General features: G+C 38.1%; 16 protein-coding genes. 1 reads left to right on the forward strand and 15 read right to left on the reverse strand.

From position 1 onward, the window contains the following. Positions 1–7: 7 nt before the first annotated feature. The 8 genes from D8M05_RS04020 to D8M05_RS04055 all read right to left on the reverse strand — a co-directional run bounded on the left by D8M05_RS04020 (position 8) and on the right by D8M05_RS04055 (position 11,173). Positions 8–1,018 (reverse strand): MoeB/ThiF family adenylyltransferase, encoded by a 1,011-nt coding sequence (locus D8M05_RS04020; RefSeq protein WP_121128889.1) that lies wholly within the window; start codon positions 1,016–1,018, stop codon positions 8–10. Positions 1,019–1,050: 32 nt separating this feature from the next. Then, positions 1,051–2,070 carry a GTP 3',8-cyclase MoaA gene (gene moaA / locus D8M05_RS04025; RefSeq protein ID WP_121128891.1) on the reverse strand — a complete coding sequence of 340 codons (1,020 nt, stop codon included), beginning with the start codon at positions 2,068–2,070 and terminating at the stop codon, positions 1,051–1,053. 145 nt (positions 2,071–2,215) lie between these two features. After that, a complete protein-coding gene (locus D8M05_RS04030) occupies positions 2,216–3,730 on the reverse strand; it encodes a tetratricopeptide repeat protein (protein WP_121128893.1) in 1,515 nt (504 codons plus the stop codon). A gap of 30 nt (positions 3,731–3,760) precedes the next feature. After that, complete coding sequence (locus D8M05_RS04035) at positions 3,761–4,237, reverse strand: hypothetical protein (protein WP_121128895.1); 477 nt, start codon at positions 4,235–4,237, stop codon at positions 3,761–3,763. A gap of 46 nt (positions 4,238–4,283) precedes the next feature. Continuing rightward, the gene (narI, locus tag D8M05_RS04040) at positions 4,284–4,982 is read right to left on the reverse strand and encodes a respiratory nitrate reductase subunit gamma (protein WP_121128897.1); all 699 of its coding nucleotides are present in this window, start codon (positions 4,980–4,982) and stop codon (positions 4,284–4,286) included. 29 nt (positions 4,983–5,011) lie between these two features. Next, the gene (narJ, locus tag D8M05_RS04045; RefSeq protein ID WP_121128899.1) at positions 5,012–5,542 is read right to left on the reverse strand and encodes a nitrate reductase molybdenum cofactor assembly chaperone; all 531 of its coding nucleotides are present in this window, start codon (positions 5,540–5,542) and stop codon (positions 5,012–5,014) included. Between the two features lie 485 nt (positions 5,543–6,027). Then, a complete protein-coding gene (gene narH / locus D8M05_RS04050; protein ID WP_121128901.1) occupies positions 6,028–7,500 on the reverse strand; it encodes a nitrate reductase subunit beta in 1,473 nt (490 codons plus the stop codon). Beyond that, on the reverse strand, positions 7,490–11,173 hold the full coding sequence (locus D8M05_RS04055) for a nitrate reductase subunit alpha (RefSeq protein ID WP_121128903.1): 3,684 nt from the start codon (positions 11,171–11,173) through the stop codon (positions 7,490–7,492). Before D8M05_RS04055 ends, narH (D8M05_RS04050) begins: the two co-directional genes overlap by 11 nt. Before the next feature lie 264 nt (positions 11,174–11,437). On the opposite strand from D8M05_RS04055, the gene D8M05_RS04060 reads away from it, so the two are divergent. Continuing rightward, entirely contained in the window at positions 11,438–12,940 is a 1,503-nt protein-coding gene (locus tag D8M05_RS04060; RefSeq protein ID WP_121128905.1) for a nitrate/nitrite transporter, read from the forward strand. A gap of 580 nt (positions 12,941–13,520) precedes the next feature. Here the strand turns inward: D8M05_RS04060 and narI (D8M05_RS04065) are convergent. From narI (D8M05_RS04065) to D8M05_RS04095, 7 genes are read right to left on the reverse strand one after another with little or no spacing between them, the layout of a single operon-like run. Continuing rightward, positions 13,521–14,213, reverse strand: a complete 693-nt coding sequence (narI, locus tag D8M05_RS04065) for a respiratory nitrate reductase subunit gamma (protein WP_121128907.1) — start codon at positions 14,211–14,213, stop codon at positions 13,521–13,523. Positions 14,214–14,251: 38 nt separating this feature from the next. Further along, positions 14,252–14,854, reverse strand: coding sequence for a nitrate reductase molybdenum cofactor assembly chaperone (gene narJ / locus D8M05_RS04070; RefSeq protein WP_121128909.1), 603 nt, complete (start codon positions 14,852–14,854; stop codon positions 14,252–14,254). Beyond that, entirely contained in the window at positions 14,851–16,359 is a 1,509-nt protein-coding gene (gene narH, locus D8M05_RS04075; RefSeq protein ID WP_121128911.1) for a nitrate reductase subunit beta, read from the reverse strand. Before narH (D8M05_RS04075) ends, narJ (D8M05_RS04070) begins: the two co-directional genes overlap by 4 nt. Continuing rightward, positions 16,349–20,029 carry a nitrate reductase subunit alpha gene (locus D8M05_RS04080; RefSeq protein WP_121128913.1) on the reverse strand — a complete coding sequence of 1,227 codons (3,681 nt, stop codon included), beginning with the start codon at positions 20,027–20,029 and terminating at the stop codon, positions 16,349–16,351. The genes narH (D8M05_RS04075) and D8M05_RS04080 overlap by 11 nt, the downstream gene beginning before the upstream one ends. After that, entirely contained in the window at positions 20,013–20,303 is a 291-nt protein-coding gene (locus tag D8M05_RS04085) for a hypothetical protein (protein WP_121128915.1), read from the reverse strand. The genes D8M05_RS04080 and D8M05_RS04085 overlap by 17 nt, the downstream gene beginning before the upstream one ends. A 25-nt stretch (positions 20,304–20,328) precedes the next feature. Further along, positions 20,329–20,640, reverse strand: coding sequence for a hypothetical protein (locus D8M05_RS04090; protein WP_121128917.1), 312 nt, complete (start codon positions 20,638–20,640; stop codon positions 20,329–20,331). 17 nt (positions 20,641–20,657) lie between these two features. Beyond that, positions 20,658–21,074, reverse strand: a complete 417-nt coding sequence (locus D8M05_RS04095) for a hemerythrin domain-containing protein (protein WP_121128919.1) — start codon at positions 21,072–21,074, stop codon at positions 20,658–20,660. Between the last annotated feature and the right edge of the window lie 76 nt (positions 21,075–21,150).

Here is a 21,150-nt window from a genome sequence, read left to right on the forward strand (position 1 = left end):
TTCACCCTTATCCTGCTAATTGATAATAGATTGTTTTTGCCTTTTCAATAGAATTCGTACCGTGAATCAAGGTTCTTCCATCATGAAAGAAAACGAGACGATAAGACTCATATTCAAGCGACAATAAAAAGTCATTTATATTGATAGGAGCAACATATTGAAGTCTATTTGCTAGTTCTTGCAAATTAACTTTTCGTCCTGTTCGAATCTGGACGGTATTCCTCCCGCACAACACTTCTGACTTTGTGCTAACTTCTCCGCTAAAGTGTGGGAAACTCGGGTTTTCTCCGCATGTTGGGCAATTCTCTTTCTTTGCACGCTCAACATTCATCGTATGATAATAATTATTCCATAAATCAAACGTAACAAGATTTGTCCGAAGTGAATCTTTATCTTCTACTAATAGTTTTAATGCCTCTGTTGTCTGATGAGCAACAACCATTTGGACTGCTGGAGAAATAATTCCTACTGAGTCACAGGTAGCTCCTGACATCGGTGCTCGATCGAGTAAACACCCGAGGCAAGGTGTTTCCTTTGGTAGTATCGTATAGCTCATCCCAGTGCTCCCTACACATGACCCAAAAATCCAAGGAATTTGGTATTTTTGTAACAGGTCATTCATCATTAAACGCGTATCAAAATTATCGGTAGCATCGATAACAATATCGATATCGTTTAATAAAGGGACGAGTGAAATCGGTGTCGCATCTAAAACGTATGCATCAATATTAACTTCTCTGTTAATTTCCAGTAGCCTTTTCTTTGCAGCAATCGCTTTTGGTACCTGCTCATGGACATCTTTTTCTGTATACAATTGTTGTCTTTGTAAATTACTTAATTCCACGTAATCACGGTCAATGAGTGTTAGTTTTCCTACACCTGCTCGTGCTAGATTTTCAGCATTAGCTGAACCAAGTGCTCCACAGCCAAGAATTAGCACGTGTTTGTTTAAAATTTTCAACTGACCGTCTTCACCAATTGGCTTAAATAGCATTTGTCGAGAATATCTATCTACCATACTACTATTCCTTTCCCTACTTAAACTGTTTACTAACCACCGATATAAGACATTTCAATCTTCTTCTTATTTCTAGCTGTTTCTTCGGTTCGCTCATCAGAATAACGATCTCCGCGATTATTCCATACATCCGTTATTGCTGCTTTTATTTCTTCATTGCTCTTCCCTGAACGTAAAAGTTCTCTAAAATCAAATCCATTAGTGGCAAATAAACAAGTATACATTTTTCCGTCAGCTGCAATACGCGCTCTTGTACAAGTAGAACAAAAGGATTCAGAAACAGATGTAATGAAACCGACTTCCGCATCGGTTCCTTTGTAGCGGTAGCGCTTTGCAACTTCCCCGATATATGCTGCATCAAGAGGTTCTAATTCAAACTGCTGCTTCAACTGATTAAAGATTTCCTTTTTGGTAATTACTTTTTCGAAGTTCCAACCATTTGACTGTCCAACATCCATAAACTCGATATAACGTAAAGAAATTCCTTGTTCCTTAAAATATCTTGCCATCGGAACAATTTCCCCATCATTCATCCCTTTTTTAACTACCATATTGACCTTCACTTCAAGACCAACTTCTTTTGCCTTCTGTATCCCTTTAAGAATCCGTTCGGGGCCAACATTGCTATCATTAATCGATTTAAATAAGGTATCGTCCAGAGCGTCTAAACTAACATTTACCCTCTTAAGACCAGCATCTTTTAATTTCTGAGCCATATTTCCAAGCAAGGAACCATTTGTCGTAAGTCCAATATCCTCTAACCCATCAATTGCTGTTAATTTTTCAATTAATACGGGTAAATCTCTTCTTAACAAAGGCTCTCCACCTGTTAATCTTATTTTCTTTACCCCTAAATCTATAAAAATACGAGCTAGTCGTTCAATCTCTTCAAAGCTTAATAATTGTTCCCTAGGCATAAATGCAAAATCCCTGCCAAATATTTCTTTCGGCATACAATACGTACATCTAAAATTACAGCGATCAATGACAGAAATACGGAGATCATGCATCGGCCGACCAAATTTATCTGTTATGAATGACAATCGGATCATCTCTCCTTTATTCGTCTTATTTTCGGCAGGTAAGAAAGTGTGAAACTCTCTTACTTGCATAAGTGCAACTAAGGCTTGGTTAAGCCTTCGTTTTCTAACATTATATCTACTATTATAATGCAAGTCTGTTACAAATATCACTCAGTTAATTATTTTGTTTTGCTGTTTGTCGTTTCACAAACTTATTTTCGTAAATTTTTCTTTTCTTAGGATTGTGATTCCGTATGAAAAAGTCAATAATACCAGCTAAAGCCTCATCTAGGAGATCTTGATTACGAGTCTTCTCTAATAGCTTAAATCCTTTTTCATAATAGTTCTCTGCTTTCTTTGTATCTTTCTTTAATATATTTTCATAGCAATATGCCAAACGAATACATGTGAGACCCTTTTCTTCAATACAATTTGATAGTTTCTCATAGATTCCTAGTGCTTGTTCATAGTAAGCAAATGCTTCTTCAACATGATCTTGTTGCAAATAATTAAATGCTATCGCTTGCAGCGTGTTACCATATGCGATGGATTTCGTCCGTCCATCCTTCTCAAGCATCTCCAAAAACTGGCTAAAGACAGTAAATGCTTTATCATATTCCTTCTTATCTGAATAAATCTTTCCAAGTGCATATAGGAATTGAAGTCTAATTTTCGGATAATTAGCAGAAAGTGCTAATCCTTTCTCTAAATACTCCTTCGCCTGTCTTAATTTAAATAGCTTAATAGAAATTGTACCAATTTTCGAATAGACATAAACAATCATAAAGTGCTCTTCATGATAAAAGGACGTTAGCTGGTCTAGTGCTTGCTTATAATAATTGATCGCTCTAGGGAAATTCCCCATATTTTCATCAATTTCAGCCAACATTAATATGGCATTGGCAATATCTAAATGATTTCCTTCATAAATTTCAGCCATTAACTTAATTGCTCTTGTAAGGGTTTTTCGGGCTTCCTTTAAATCGATATAAAAATAGATTTCCCCTAGTTTTAATAACGTTTTAGATTCCGATACTTTATCGTTTTCATAATTATGGATGTGTCTCATATGCTCATACAGTTCTATTGCATGATCATAACTTTCTACTTGAATATGGGCATCGGAGAGGATTTGAATGGTTGTTTGGATAACAGGATGTGTCTCAGGTACTGCTCTTTTAAAATAATCTAGTGCTTGATCGAGTTGTTTTATACCACTTTCCACGTTTTCTTCTTTAAGCGAAACCTTACCAAGGCTACGAAAGATTAGTCCATATGAATATGGATCCTGATGCTCTTTTGAATCCAAGAATGCTAATAACTTGGCTAGTTCCATTCTAGCAGCAGATAGCTGTCCATATTCCATCTCCAATGCAGCATAATCTAAATAGGTATCAATAATCGTTTCCATCTGTTCTATTTGTACATTTTTAGATAAACGGATTGCTTGCCGACTATAATTACCAGCTTTATCATAGTTTTTCGCCTTTTTATAATACTTCGCTAATGTACTTAGTATGAAAAATTGTACCTCAGATGACAAGGCTTCTTTATTTTCTAATTGTTTTTCTATCGCATTTACTCTATCTTTTGACTTATTATATGTTTCTTGTTTCAACGCAGTTCTTATTTCTTTACAAATGCTAAGGAGCATTGGAGATTGTTGTCCATGTTCTAAGTTATTTATCATCAGATTCACAACCTTGTTATATTATTGTATTCATAATAGGAGATGCAATGCTATTAATAAAAATAAGGAGATGCCTAATCGCAAATGAATTTTACGTAATTTCCCAGTAGGTCTCACAAGTCGCAACCAGCCAGTAGCTACCATTAAAATTAAGTTAATGAAAGCAAGAAGTCCAGCGATCATTTTCGGATTTTGAAAAGAAAATCCGTACCACTGAAATATGAGTGAAACATGAACTAAAATAAATAGTAGCGCACACGTTCCAGTCCAACGATGAAATGGCATGACTTTTTTAGAAAGATTTGCTAGCTTCATTTTCATATTTCTACTAGGTGCATTTCGAATGGTTGAGAACACAGCATTTCTTGTCCAATTAAATAAGAAAAATAAAAATCCAATTAATCCAAACAGTACGGGCATTGATAAACATGGAAAAGAATAATGTGTGACAACCTGCCATAGTGCAAGAATGAAAAGGAAAAAATTAAAGTAAAACCATTTGCTCATCATAATGCTCCTTTTAAGCTTGTGAAAGATTTAAAGAGAGCGGATATTAATAGCTGCTCTCTTTTACTGACTTACTTGGTATTCTTCGTTTATATATGACATAGCTTCGCTTTAAATAGCGAACTGGGAAGCTAAATGCATGTACCAATCTAGTAAATGGCCAAACAACGTATAAAGCAAACGTACTATAGATATGGATTTTAAACCAAATTGGAACGGAAGCCATTAATTCTGGTTGAACATTAAAAATAAATAATCCCCTGAGCCATGGTGCAATCGTTGTTCGGTAATCAAACCCATTAGAATCAACATTAAACGATGTTGCAATAAGTCCCGTTGCAATAGCCAAAATGATAAAGAAAAGTGAAACCCAATCACTTGTTGATGATGTAGCTTTTATACGTTTTACACTTAATCTTCTGTAGCATAATAGTACGATACCAAGAAATGCGGCAATCCCAGCTGGCATACCAAAACTAATCGCAATGATATGGTACATATGCTCAGTCACACCTAATGCATTATATAACTGAACAGGAATAATCAATCCAAGCACATGCCCACCAAACACAAATAGTATTCCCCAATGAAATAATAGTGAACCGATTCTAAGACGCTTTTTCTCTAAAAACTCACTGGATTTTGTTGTCCAGCCAAATTGATCTTTTTGATACCGATAAATAAGTCCACCAATAAAAATTGTTACTACGATATAGGGAAATATCCCCCATAGTAAAAGATCCATATTGTTTACCTCCCAGGTCTTTTATACAACTACCTTTCTTGTGAAAAAGTTAAACCATTACCCTCCATATGAATAAAAAGAGCATCAAATAAAAAGCGATAATAGCTATTGTTTTCACTTAATTTTTCCTGTATTACTTTTATAGCTTTATCATGCATTTCTAACAATTCGTTACTTGCTTTTACTGGAACACTTGAACAAAATTCTAGAATAACTGGTAGGTAATCTGGTAATTCTTTATCCGTTACTTCAAAACCATGGGCCTCATAATACTTTTTCAATTTGAGTAATTCTAGACCACGTTCACGTTGCTCCCCTAGTTTTAAATAGGTAACATAAAGATTGGTTAGTCTTCCAAAATCAAAATGATCAACATAATGACTAATCCATTCATCTAAAGAAATGTTTCTTGTTTCGGTAATAAACTTTTGTAAGTTTTCTCTAACCCTAGTATTTTCAATGGTGTCAAGTTCCCGTTCGATTTCAGGAAGCACTTCTACCATTTGTTCATTAGGGTATCTTAGTAGATAGGAAATCAATTGATAAGTGCTTTGATTCATATACTTTACCTCCTTTAACTTTATTAGATCTGGAATTTGTATAGATTGTTGATTTCTTTAATTTAGTATCGTGCGAAAAACATCGTTCCGGAAACACACTTCGCGCACCTTAGGGCGGCTGGTGAGCCTCCTCCGTGCTATCGCACTCCGTAGTCTCACCTAGGCCTGTCCTCCCGTAGGAGTCTTCATGTGTTTCCTCCACTAAGATTCAGCATTACTTTACTTTTATAAATCTAAAATTATGCAGTTTTTCAGAGAAAACAACCATCTTAAACGTGATTTCATAGTCCTACAATCTCAATTCAATTAGAACATCTATCATAAGCGGAGGCAGAATGCGTAGACTCCTGCGGGAATAGCACGTGTCCGAAGACCCCGCAGCGAATGGCAACACATAATATTAATAAGTGTGAGCGAGAGCCACGCTAATCTGAATTAATAAGTCCAAAGTTTATATCTAATATGACCAAATATTATTAAAAACCTTAAGACAATACTCCACAGCTTCCTGGGCCGCCTGCGAAGTCAAGTCCACATGCCCCTTGTTCTTCGTATAGGTCTGCTACTTCTTCTTTATGACTATGTGGAATAACGAAACGATCTTCATACTTAGCGATGGCAAGTAGTCGATACATTTTCTTCACATCAGCCTCTGTTAAGCCTAAATCAGTGATAACATCTGTATCAAAAGACTTTCCAGTTGTTTCTGCACGCATATAACTACGCATTACTGCCATTTTTTTAAGTACTGTCCGAATATGACTGGTATCTCCAGCTGTTAATAGATTTGCAAGGTATTCAATTGGAATTCGCATATTATCAATTGCTGGGAAAATATCATCCACATCCGCATTACTTCCCTTACCTTCAATTGTGTTCATGATTGGGCTTAGTGGTGGTACATACCAAACCATCGGCATCGTGCGATATTCAGGATGAAGTGGTAAAGCAATTTTCCAATCAATGACCATCTTGTAAAGTGGTGAAGCTTGAGCTGCTTCAATCCAATCCATTGGAATACCGTCTTTTTTTGCTTGTTTGATAATTTCTGGATCATTTGGATCTAAGAAAATACCAAGCTGTGCCTCGTAAAGATCCTTCTCATCCTCCACAGACGCTGCATCTAACACACGATCTGCATCATATAACATGATTCCAATATAACGAATTCTTCCAACACAAGTTTCTGAACAAATCGTTGGTTGACCATTTTCAATTCTTGGATAACACATCGTACATTTTTCAGCCTTATTTGTTTGCCAGTTGAAATACACCTTTTTATATGGACAAGATGTTACACATTGTCTCCAAGCACGGCATGCATTTTGGTCAACAAGAACAATTCCATCTTCTTCTCGTTTATACATTGCACCTGATGGGCATGACGATACACATGGCGCATTTATGCAATGCTCACAAATACGTGGAAGATACATCATGAAAACATCTTCAAAATCGGTCTTTATCGATTCTTCCATTTGCACAACATTCGGGTCACGAAGCCCTGTAATATGCCCTCCTGCTAAATCATCTTCCCAGTTTGGTCCCCATTCAATATCCATGAATTCACCAGTAACTGCTGATTTCGCACGGGCAACTGGTTGATGGTTTCTTTCAGGACTATTTGTCAATGTTTCATAGTCATAATTCCATGGTTCAAAATAGTCATCCATTTCGGGTTGGACTGGATTATAAAATAAGTTTAATAGTCTGTTCGTCTTCGATCCTGATTTCAGTCTTAATTCACCATTATGCAGTTCCCAGCCACCTTTGTATTTTTCTTGGTCTTCCCATTGTTTTGGATAACCAATTCCTGGCTTTGTTTCTACATTATTAAAATACATATATTCTGCACCTGGACGATTTGTCCAGGTGTTCTTACAGGTTACACTACAAGTATGACAACCAATACATTTATCAAGGTTCATGACCATACCTACTTGTGCTTTAATCTTCAAGCCAATCTACCTCCTTCATTTTCCGGATAACTACGTTTAAGTCACGTTGGTTTCCTGTTGGACCATAATAATTAAATCCATAACTTAGTTGTGCATAGCCACCAATCATATGTGTTGGTTTCACATGGATCCTAGTTGGACTGTTATGCGTACCGCCACGGTTTTTCGTTAGTTTTGTACCTGGTGTGTGAATGTGACGATCTTGTGCGTGATGCATGAATGCCATTGTTCTAGGAATACGATGGGATACAACTGCTCGTGCGACAACAACACCATTACGATTAAAACATTCAATCCATTCGTTATCTTCTACATCAATTTCAGCAGCATCATCTTTGTTTAACCAAATTGTTGGTCCACCACGGAATAGTGTCAACATTGGTTGCGCATCAAAATACATACTGTGAATGGACCATTTATTATGTGGTGTTAAATAATTTAGTGTTATTTCCTTTCCTTCTTTATCAGGACGTTTTGACCTAAATGGTCTATCATTTAAAATTGGTTTAAATACTGCAAATGATTCCCCGAATTCCTTCATCATTTCATGGTCAAGGAAGTAGGATTGACGACCTGTAATTGTTCGGAATGGAACCATTCGCTCAATATTTGTCGTAAATGGTGAATACCTTCTTCCATCTTTTTCACAACCACTAAATGCTGGTGAACTGATGACCGTTTTCGGTTGGGCGGTTATATTTTCGAATGTAAATAACTCTTCTTCCCGCTCCGTAGCCAAATCTTTTAATTCCATATTTGTTTGTTTCTCTAATGCTTCCCATGCCCGAACAGCAACTTTTCCATTCGTTGTAGATGAAAGCATTAATACCGCATCACAAGCATCCTTTGCATTTGAAATATCTGGACACCCATCCGCGATACTTCCGTTATCTATCACACCGAATGTACGTTTTGCTTGTTCGTATTCTTTCTCCATATTCCAATTGATACCGTGAATGCCATACGGACCTTTCGCAATGTTTGGCCCAAGTGCAGTCATTTTGTTATAAATCTGCTTAAAGTCTCTTTCAACAACATGAATGTGTGGCATTGTTTTCCCTGGAATGGGTTCACATTCCCCTTTTGACCAGTCCTTTATTTCACCAAAGGCTTGTGCCATTTCTCCTGTTGTATCATGGTTTAATGGTGTCGCAACTATTTCCTTTTGCTTATCCAAGTCAATTTCTTCCGCAAGATCGGATACACCCTTTGCTAATGCTTTAAAAATGTCCCAATCTGACTTCGCTTCCCATGGTGATGAGATAGCTGAGTTAAACGGATGGACAAATGGATGCATGTCAGTACTTGATAAGTCTTGTTTTTCATACCATGTAGAAGCAGGTAAAATAATATCTGAGTAAAGCCCTGTACCAGCCATTCGGAAATCAAGATCTACAAGGAGATCGACTTTCCCTTCAGGTGCTTTGTCATGCCATTTTATTTCTTCTGGACGGATACTATCTTCATCAGAGTTTAGGAGTCCATGGGAGGCACCTAATAAATGTCTTAAGAAATACTCATGACCTTTACCAGAACTAGAAATTAGATTTGCACGCCAAACAAACAGCGTTCTTGGGAAGTTTACTGGATCATCTGGATCTTCAATCGCAAATTGTAATTTCTTCTCTTTTAATTGTTTCGCAACATATTTCCCAATTTCTTCGGTCGTTTCACTTCCAGCCGCTACAGCCTCATTGTACAAATCAATCCCGTTTTTGTTGAATGTTGGGTATGATGGTAGCCATCCAAGTCTTGCTGCTAAAACATTATAATCACCTGGGTGATCATATCTTGCTTTGTCTACGGTAGCAGCGGTAAGATCTGATATTGGCGTTTCCTCGTAGCGCCATTGGTCGGTTGCAAAATAGAAGAAGGAAGTCCCATTTTGTAATTTTGCAGGGCCACCCCAGTCTTTTGCAGATTGAATAGCTGTCCATCCTTCAACAGGGCGGAGTTTTTCTTGGCCAACATAGTGCGCCCAGCCACCACCATTGACTCCTTGTGCACCAACCATTAAAACAAGATTTACAATTGCACGATAAATGGTATCTGAGTGGTACCAATGGTTAATTCCTGCTCCCATAATGATCATGGACCGACCTTTTGTATCAATCGCATTCTGGGCAAATTCTCGAGCAATCTTAATAACAAGGTTACGATCTACTCCTGTTATTTCTTCTTGCCAAGCTGGTGAAAATGGTGCAATGTCATCATAAGAACTTGCAGCTTCCCCACCTAATCCACGATCAATACCATAGTTTGCAAGCATTAGATCATAAACTGTTGCAATGTATTCTGTTTTACCATTTAATTCAACTTTTCTTACTGGTACCGCACGCTCTAATACTCTTTTCTCGTGCGCATCGAAATATGGCATATGAACAAGAACAACTTCATCTTCCATCCCAAGAAAACTTAATGTAGGTTCAATTTTCTCACCTGTGTTCTCATCAATTAAACGTAAATTCCATTTTCCTTCTTTATCCCAGCGTGAACCCATTGTACCCTGAGGAATAGCAAAATCATTCGTTGCTTTGTTAAACATTGCAGGTTTCCACTCGTTATTGTCAGATTCTATCCCCAAATCTTTTGCATGAAGGAAACGATCTGCTGTAAACCTGCCATTTTCATTCTTCAGCCGGACAGAGAATGGGAAATCCGTGTATGCTAGCGCATAGTCTTCGAAAAACGGTGTCTTATTCTTATCATAAAATTCATTTAAGATGACATGTCCCATTGCCATTGCAACCGCACCATCTGTACCTTGTCTAACCGATAACCAATCATCTGCAAATTTCGTTGATTCAGCATAGTCTGGACTGACAGAAACAACTTTTGTTCCTTTATATCTTGCTTCAACTAAAAAGTGAGCATCAGGCGTACGCGTCATCGGTACATTTGAACCCCAAGTCATAATATAACTCGAATTAAACCAGTCAGAGCTTTCTGGTACGTCTGTTTGATCTCCCCAAATTTGTGGAGAAGCAGGTGGCAAATCTGCATACCAATCGTAAAAGCTAAGCATTTGCCCACCCATTAAATGCATAAAACGACTACCAGCGGCATAACTGATCATCGACATTGCTGGAATTGGTGAAAATCCGACATTACGATCTGGTCCATATTTTAATGTCGTATAAAGGGTTGATGCTGCGATAAGCTTTGTAACTTCATCCCATTCTGCTCGAACGAGACCACCTTTTCCTCGTGCTTGTTTATAAGAGTTTGCTTTTTCTTTATCCTCTACAATGCTCTTCCAGGCATCAAGTGGACTATCGTGCGATGCTAGTGCTTCTCGCCATAAATTTAATAGTCTTTTTCGTATATAAGGATATTTCACACGTAATGGACTGTATATATACCACGAAAAGCTTGCACCTCTTGGACAGCCACGTGGTTCAAAGTCTGGCATATCAGGACCAGTACTTGGGTAATCCAATGCCTGTCCTTCCCACGTAACAATTCCGTCTTTTACGTAAATATTCCAACTACATGACCCAGTACAGTTCACCCCATGTGTAGAACGAACTACTTTGTCATGTTGCCACCTTCTTCTATACACATTCTCCCAATCACGGTTACCTTCTTGCAATTCACTATGATTATCTGCATAGGTTTCTTTTGGTTTTAAATAATTCAATCGTTGCCAAAGTGGAGATGGTTTCTTTTTCATCGTTGTCCCTCCAAATAAAGTTGCTTTAATTAACGCTTATGTTAAGTTAATCATTACTTGATTTTTGTGGATGTGAAAAACATCACACCTGATTACGATGTCAAAATTTGGTCATATTTATCATTTATGGAATGTCATCAACTTATTTCAAAAAATTGACACATGTTTTGTGATGTTTTTCACTTCTTAAAAAAAGTAGTCCGTTTAAACTGATAAGCATTAACAAATAATAAAATGAAGTATCTGAAAGGAAAGGTAGATTACATGAAAAAACCTGGTATTCAATTATCATTACAAACATCGAGTTTAGTTGTTGGTTTTATGGTATGGGTGCTTATTTCATCACTCATGTCCTATATTACCGTCGATATTCCACTCACATCTGGTCAGGCTTCCATCGTAACAGCGATTCCTGTTATTTTAGGATCGTTAATGCGGATTCCAATTGGTTTTTATGCAGACAGATTTGGTGCACGGATTATATTTCTAGTTAGTTTTCTTATCCTTTTATTTCCAGTCTTTTACCTAAGTGTTGCAGATTCATTTATTGATTTGGTAATTGGTGGGCTTATTTTAGGTATTGGTGGAGCTACCTTTTCTATTGGGGTTACCTCATTGCCGAAATATTATCCGAAAGAAAAACATGGATTTATTAACGGAGTATATGGGGTTGGTAATGTAGGTACTGCTATAACAACTTTTGGGGCACCGATTATCGCTGAATCCATCGGATGGCAAGGCGCAATACGTATCTTTTTAATTATTTTATTAGTATTCTCAGCATTAATCTTCCTTTTTGGTGACCGAAAAGAAGAAAAAGTTAAAAAATCAATGGTTGAACAAATTAAAGGTGTATATAAAAACTCAACGCTTTGGTTCCTTTGTTTGTTTTATTTCATCACATTCGGAGCATTTGTTGCCTTTACCATGTTCTTACCAAGTTTCTTAGTAGATAATTTTGGATTAGATCCTGTTGATGCAGGTATTAGGACAGCTATTTTTATAGCAATAGCTACCTTGTTACGACCAGTAGGTGGATTGTTAGCAGACAAATTTAACGCATTTGTTATCTTGATGTTCGTCTTTCTTGGTGTGGCATTTTCCGGCATATTGCTATCCTTCTCTCCAGATATTGCTTGGTACACGGTTGGAGCTTTAGCCGTTGCTATTACGGTTGGTATCGGGAACGGTACTGTATTTAAATTAGTTCCATTATATTTCTCAAATCAAGCAGGGATTGTTAATGGGATTGTTTCTGCAATGGGTGGTTTAGGTGGATTTTTCCCACCACTATTACTCACTGCAGTAGCAAATATGACTGGTCATCATGCGATTGCTTTTATGTTGATGTCCGAATTCGCATTGGTGAGTTTTGTAATTGTTATCTTTATGTATTATCAAGATCGCGTAAATATTGAAGGTAAGATTATTGAAGGTGCCGCTGAAGGAATCATGGTTACCAATAATAAAAGGATTATTCAAAACGTAAACCCAGCCTTTGAACGAATAACTGGTTATACAAAAGAAGAAGCACATGGAAACACTCCAAAACTATTAAGTTCTGGAAAACACGGTCCTGACTTTTATAAGAAGATGTGGAATGCCATTGATGAAAAAGGGTTCTGGGAAGGTGAAATTACCAATAAGCGAAAAAATGGAGAGCTTTATCAAGAATTATTAACCATAAGTCCTATAAGAAATAATGTTGGTGAGATTAAATATTATGTAGGCGTATTTAATGACATAACAGATGCAGAAAAATCCTGAGTTTCGTTGCTCAGGATTTTTGTTTTTACACTTTTAAATTACTTTTCAATCTTTATAATTAACAACAGCTATGACGGTTATTGTATAAATTGTTGATTTCTTTAATTCAGAGTTTTCCTAAATACACCGTTCCGGAAACACACTTCGCTTTCCACGGGCGGCTGATGAGCCTCCTTCGTGCTAACGCACTACGTAGTCTCACCTAGGCCTTTCCTCCCGTAGGAGTCTTCGTGTGTTTCCTCCACTGAGTTTAAGTTACTAACCATTATCTCCTACAATACGGAAAGTCAAAAAGCATTGTACTACCTTACTAGGCCGGGTGAGTGGAGGGCGGTGACTCCTGCGGGAATAGCACGAGTCCGAAGACCCCGCAGGAAGGGCTTTTCTTCCGAGGAGGGCTGAGGCCGTGCCCTAAGGTCCGCATCCGCCCGGAGCGATCCCGGACGGCGAGAGTTGCTCAAAATTAAGATAATCTGAATTAAGTAATTCCACAATTTGTATCAACTACTGACTAAATTTTTCTTAAAAAAAGAAATAAGAATCAGAAGTAATTTTCTCTCTTCTGATTCTTGCTAATTTATTATCCTTGCCTTCTATAATTCGAACGTGAACGATACTGTTGTGGCGATCTTGCTGGATATCTGATTGGAAAACTAAATATATGAACCAGCTTCGTGAACGGAATAGAGGCAAATAATGCAAATGCCGATAAAACGTGAAGCTTAAATATAAATGGTACACCACTCATTAATTCATATTTAGGCATGAACACAAAAAGACTACGGAACCATGGACCAATCGTCTCACGGTATTCATATGCAACAACAGTAGTATTAAAAATTATTGTCATATATGTTCCTGTTCCAGCAACAAACAATAGTGCAAGAACCGTAAAGAAATCAGCAAATCCAGCCTTAATTCGTACAGGATCAATTGTTATTTTACGAATTAACAAAATGATAAGACCCGCAACAACCATTAATCCTGCAAGACCTCCACCCCAAATTGCTCCAATATGATAAAGATGATCTGATATTCCTAATCCTTGGTAAAATTCCATTGGGATAACCATCCCCATCACGTGACCAATAAACGCTAAAACGATACCGTAGTGAAAAAGTGGAGAACCAATCCGTAACCATTTTTTCTCAAAAAAGTTTGTTGAAGGTGCAGCCCAAGTAAGCTGGCGGAATGCATATCGATAAAGGAGACCTAAAATCATGATTGTTACCGTAATATATGGGAATATGACCCACCAAAAAATATCGGCCATACATGTCCCTCCTTTAAATGTAATTGGATGCCTAACAATCATTGATACATGATAGGATAAGGCAGTTCTTCCAAGTCTGCTTCTTCTCTTCCTGATTCCAATTGTTTTATTTCTTCTTTCGACGGAGTAGGGAATACATGTTTCATTAACATAACAAGAATTCGAGCATATGGATTTGCCTCATCCACGTGTTCCAGCATATAAGAAATAGCTACAGAAACTCGTTTTTCTATGCGCTCTACTTCTGGTTTTTTCGGTGCCACTGCTAAAAACTCTAATAACATCGGAATGTAATCAACCAATTCTTCTCCAACACGTTCAAATCCTGATTGGTTAATAACTTTTTGGAGTTTAATCAGTGCTGCTCCTCTTTTTGTACTATCCCCTAGCTCATGTGCCGTTAGATATAAGCCTAATTTCGACTTCAAATCAAAGGTTTCAACATACAATTCCTGGATTTCTCTTGAACTTAAAGAAGACAAAGGAACGTATGCCTTCTTTAATTCTTCTTTAAGAGATTCCACTTCAATAGCCTCATCCATTAGGTCATTCATTTCATTACTTATCTTCCCAAAATCTTCGGTAGGATATCCCAATAATCGAGAAGCCATTACTAAAATGACTCGTTTTTCCTGGTTCATAATTTATCTCTCACCTTCATCAAACCAATTGTCAGATTTTCACCTTCTGCTGGTGCTAAATCTTCAAGACTACATGTCCCTTGCTTATAATGTAAGTCATCATCCATTTCTCTACGACCAGTTGGAATGACGTAACGTTCATCATATTTTGCGATTCCTAACAGTCTTGCCATCTCTTCAATTTCCTCTGGTGAGGTATTCGCCTCTTTCACTAATTCACTTTGTCTAAATTCATCGACTCCTCCGACTGTCTTTCCACGCATGTATACGCGCATCGCAGATAACTTCAGAAGAACTTTACGAACAACTTCTTTATCATCTGCTGCAAGTATTGACGCAAGATATTCAATCGGGATACGCATTTGGTCAACCGCTGGAATATAACCATCCGTATTTAGCTCATCTTCATTTGTAATATGGTTCATAATCGGGCTAAGTGGTGGTACATACCAAACCATTGGCATTGTGCGATATTCGGGATGTAGTGGTAATGCAATTTTCCATTTAATGGCCATCTTGTAAACTGGCGAATCTTTAGCCGCTTCTAGCCATGCATCCGTAATTCCCGCTTCTTTTGCTTTTTCCTGCACTTCTGGGTCAAATGGATCTAGGAAACAACCAAGCTGTGCTTCATATAAATCTTGCGGGTCCTTTACAGATGCAGCTTCTTTTACTTTATCAGCATCATATAAAACAACCCCAATATAGCGGATACGTCCAACACATGTTTCGGAACAAATCGTTGGAAGTCCTGCTTCTGTTCTTGGGTAACAGAAATTACATTTTTCCGCTTTATGTGTATGCCAGTTGTAGTAAACCTTATGGTATGGGCAACCATTCTGGCAAAAACGCCAACCACGGCAAGCATCATGATCGACAAGAACAATTCCATCCTCATCTCGTTTGTACAATGCTCCTGTTGGACAAGAAGCAACACAGGATGGATTTAGGCAATGTTCACAAATTCTTGGAAGGTACATCATAAATGTTTTTTCATATTCCATTTTGATATGTTCTTGCATTTTTTGAACATTTGGGTCAAGTGGAACGATTTCACTTCCACCAGCTAAATCGTCATCCCAGTTAGAGCCCCATTCTGGTTTATCGATAAATTTCCCAGTTATTTGTGACACCGGTCTTGCTACAGGAAGATTTTCCTTCTTCGGGCTATGGATGAGATTATCATAATCATATGTCCACGGCTCATAAAAATCTTCCATTTCTGCCATATTTGGATTGTAAAAAATGTTAGCAAGTTTCGTAATTGGCCCACCTGCACGAAGCGTAAGTTTTCCATTCTTTAGTTCCCAGCCACCTTTATAGCGGTCGGTATCTTCCCAGCGTTTCGGGTACCCAGGGCCTGGACGTGTTTCTACGTTGTTAAACCACATGTATTCTGTTCCAGGTCTATTCGTCCATGTGTTTTTACAGGTTACGGAGCAAGTATGACAACCAATACATTTATCTAGGTGCATTACCATTGCAACCTGTGCTTTAATTCTCAAGCCAATCTACCTCCTTAAGCGGTCTGACAATAGCCATCGTGTCGCGCTGATGACCTGTTGGGCCGTAATAATTAAATCCATAACTAAGCTGTGAATATCCACCAATCATATGGGTTGGTTTTAACGTGATTCTTGTTACACTGTTATGTGTTCCACCACGCTTTTTATTAATAGCAGTTCCAGGAACTCCCATCGTTCTGTCTTGGGCATGGTACATATAAACCATTCCCTTAGGTATTCGATACGTAAGAACAGCCCTGGCAGCAATTACACCATTTCGGTTATACACTTCTATAAAGTCATTATCCTTAATTCCAATAGAAGCACCGTCTTCTTCATTCATCCAAACAACCTGCCATCCTCTAAATAATTGAGTCATTGGCATTGCTTCTGTGAACATGGTATGGATACCCCATTTTTGGTGTGGAGTAAGGTAACGAACAGTAATTGATTTCCCGTTATCTTCCACGCCTTTATCACGTTTTAAGAAAGGTCCTTTATTAAGTGGTGGCAAATATAAAGGAAGACCTTCCCCAAAATCAAGTATCATTTCGTGGTCCAAATAAAAGCTTTGTCTACCAGTTAACGTACGCCATGGGATGTTATATTCCGTATTCACTGTGAATGGAGAATAACGTCTGCCGTCTTTTTCCATCCCACTCCATACCGGAGTTGAAATGGATGTTCGTGGTTGAATCGTTAATTCCCTTAACGTGAAATCTTCCTCTGCTCTTTCTTCAGCTATTTCAGTTAACTTCTGCCCCGTTTTTGCTTCTAATGATTTCCAGCCTTCAACAGCACGTTTACCATTAGAGGCACCAGACATAAGCAAAATCGCATCAATTGCTTTTTTATCGGTATATAAATCAGGATTTCCTTTACCAATTCCTTCTTTTTTTGAAACGCCAAGCCTCGATTTTAATTCTTCAAAGACTTTTTCACCAGGGATTTTAACGCCTTTACCACCATAGCCTTTCTTCATTTCAGGACCAACTGTAATCATTTTTTCATAGACTTTAGGGAAATCACGCGGAATAACTTGTAAGTTTGGCATTGTTTTTCCAGGAATTGCTTCCACTTCCCCTGTACGCCAATCTTTTATTTTCCCAAATGCTTGCGCGATTTCATCTTGAGAATCCTTACCAAGTGGTCGCATAAGTAATTCTTCCGTTGCTGGCAAATGTTCTTCCGCTAGTTCTGAGAATACCTTTGCAATTTCACGGAATGAATCCCAATCACTTTTCGCTTGCCATGGTGGTGATATCGCTGCATTAAATGGATGGATAAATGGATGCATATCTGTACTACTAATATCAAATTTTTCATACCAAGTTGCAGCTGGTAAAACGATGTCTGAAAATAACCCAGAGCTTGTCATTCGGAAATCAATGCTGACAAATAGGTCGGTTTTTCCTTCTGGTGGTTCTTCAGATACATTCACCGTTTCTGGTTGCCAAGAATTTTTGGCATCTGTCATCACCTGATGGTCTCCACCAATTAAATGCTTCGCAAAATACTCATGACCTTTTCCACTATCGCCAAGTAGGTTTGAGCGCCAATTAAAGAATACTCTTGGGAAATTTCGTGGATCGTTCGGATTTTCAATTGCCCACTCTATTTCTCCTGCTTTAATCTTACGTACCACATCATCAATGACTTCCTTGTCAGTCTTCGCCCCACTCTCCCTGCTTTCTTTCACAATGTCAATCGAGTTTTGTGAAAACTGCGGGAAAGATGGCAGCCAACCTAGTCTTGCAGATAGTGCATTTACATCTGCTGGATGCATGTTGTTGTATTTACTACTCCAAGTTGTGTTTTCCTTGTTAATTTCCGATTCATAGCGGAACTGTTCGGTTGCAAAGTAAAAGAAAGATGTTCCATTTTGAAGTCTTGCAGCATTTCCCCAGTCACTTGCAAAGGAAACCACATTCCATCCCTCTGTTGGACGAACTTTTTCTTGACCAACATAATGCGCCCAACCACCACCGTTTACGCCTTGAGATCCAGTTAATAGGATAAGGTTTAAAATCGCACGGTAAATTTGGTCACTATGGTACCAGTGGTTCGTTCCACCACCTAATGCAATCATTGATTTTCCTTTTGTCCGAGCTGCATTATCTGCAAATTCTTTGGCAATTTGAATGACATGATTTTTATTTACACCAGTAATGCTCTCCTGCCAAGCTGGTGTATAGGGTTTATCATCATTATAATCTTTTGGATAATCTCCAAGTAGACCCCTGTCCACCCCAACATGGGCCATCATCAGGTCATAGACAGTCGTTACGATTAACTTATTTCCAATAGAATCAGTAATATGTTTTACTGGTACCCCACGTGTTAACGTTCCACCGTCTTCTTCTGCAAAATACGGGAAAGTAACTTGGGTTACTTCATCGGAGTCATCGATAAAGCTGAGTTTCGGGTCAATCACGGAGCCATCTTCTTTTGTAAGATCTAAGTTCCAATTGCTTCCTCCGTCCCAACGATGGCCTTGCGTACCATTTGGAACTTCAATTTGACTTGTACTTTCGTCCCACACTGCTGTTTTCCATTCATCAAGTTTATGTGAATCATTCAAGTCGGATGCTCTAAAGAATCGGTCTGTTCGATATTCTTCGCCATGTTCCCTTAAAATAACTAGGAAAGGAAGGTCCGTAAATTTCTTCACATAATCTACAAAATAAGGAGTCTGTTGTTTTACATAAAATTCCTTTAAAATAACATGCGTCATTGCCATCGCAAGTGCTCCGTCCGTCCCAGCTCTTGCTGGAAGCCACAGGTCAGCAAATTTTTCATATTCTGCGTAATCTGGACTAACCCCGACAACCTTTGTTCCGTTATACCTCGCCTCGACCATAAAATGCGCATCAGGTGTACGCGTTTGCGGTAGATTCGTTCCCCAAATAATAAAGTATTTTGTGTTGAACCAATCAGCACTCTCTGGTACGTCTGTCTGTTCCCCCCATACTTGCGGGGATGCAGGTGGAAGATCTGCATACCAATCATAGAAACTCAGGATAGTAGCACCAATTAACGAAAGAAAGCGAGCCCCGCCTGCATAACTAACCATTGACATAGCAGGAATCGGACTAAATCCAGCCACACGATCTGGCCCATATTTCTTAATCGTGTAGATTGTTGCACTCGCAATGAGTTCACAGACATCCTTCCATTCGGCTCGAACAAAACCACCTTTTCCGCGTGCTTTTACAAATCTACTACGCTTTTCAGGATCACTTTGAATGTTTTCCCAAGCTTTGACAGGATTTCCCCCGTTTTTCCGTTCTTCCTTCCATAGTTCATATAAGTCACCACGAACATATGGATATTTCACTCTAGCTGGACTATATGTATACCAGGAAAAACTCGCTCCACGAGGACATCCACGTGGTTCGTATTCAGGAAAATCATCTCCAGTAGAAGGATAGTCTGTTTGCTGTGTTTCCGATGTGATAATGCCGTCTTTCACATAGATTTTCCAACTACATGAGCCCGTACAGTTTACCCCATGTGTTGAGCGAACAATCTTATCATGTTGCCATCTACGTCTGTATATATCTTCAGAATCTCTTGATCTTGGACTTTCTTCTGTCCATCCATCATTAATTACTTTTCCACGCTTTAGATATTTAAACCTTTCTACTAGCTTGTTACCATTCTTGGCCATGACTGTCCCCCCCTTGCTGTATGGAATCGATTGGATTAAAACGTTCTCCAACAATTTTAAAGCTATCATTTCCAGCTTCTAATTCTTCAAGAAAAACCGTTAATGTTGGTGCATTAGCTGCTACCAAAATCAGCCGTTCTAGTGCATCTAAATCATCTATTTTATAAATAGAATCTACAATCCCAGGTGCTATGTCGCCAAACCGCAACTTGAGTACATGGAGTAAGTCTTCCCTATCCTGGACAAAACCTGCTTCATTCTCAAAGAAAAACAACACTTCTCCTCCTTTTTTCCTTATGCTATGGGGCCATTTTTTTGAAATAATCATCAATTAATACTTGCTTACATGTTTCTCCTGCTTCATCGATAAAGGTGTCTAGTGCTTTATCATCTTCTAAAGATTCATAGGAGAAAAACTGTTCTTTTTCATTATTAAAATGTTCTCCAAATCGCAGAACAACTTTGATTCCTTCTTCTTGTTTGATCCCAGTTACTTGTAAGTCGTACGAGTGGATATGGTACTTGTTCTCCAACTCTTTCGTAATCTTTTGGTACAATTTTGGAGAAATAGAGATTAGGGATTTAATATTTATTTCCTGCTCTTCGCTCATGAATAATCACCTCTTCATTAATGATGCGGCAAAATTCGTTCTTCCTCTTGGTTATGGTACAAATCGACGTGAACAAGTGCGTGAAGTTTCTCCAGTACGCCCTTATTAAACCCTTCCTTTTCAAGTGATTGTTTAATTTCCTTTACTAAAAACCGCATGATATTATGATCTCGAGTTAACTGAATGACATCATCTTTTAGCTTTGGATTTTCCTCTACTAAATCTTTATATAATCCCTTTTCTTCTGCATCTGCATGTCTAAGCGTGCGTGTTTCCCAATGTTCAACAGCAATGAATGCAGTTTCCAAAGCCTTGTCCATTTGTTTATGCTCTATTAATTTTGCTAGGATATCATTTAACTCACTTGCTTCATTCAGGGCTGCCTCATGAATTGCAGCATGACTATCTACATGTTTTAAACCTGGACCTGACATATTTTCATCCCTCCTAATCTATTGTCACTACTTTTTTAAAAATATATATCACAATTATGAGGTTTAATTTCCTTTT

Origin of the sequence: Oceanobacillus bengalensis, assembly GCF_003628445.1 — a bacterium.
GTDB classification, from domain to species: domain Bacteria; phylum Bacillota; class Bacilli; order Bacillales; family Amphibacillaceae; genus Oceanobacillus; species Oceanobacillus bengalensis.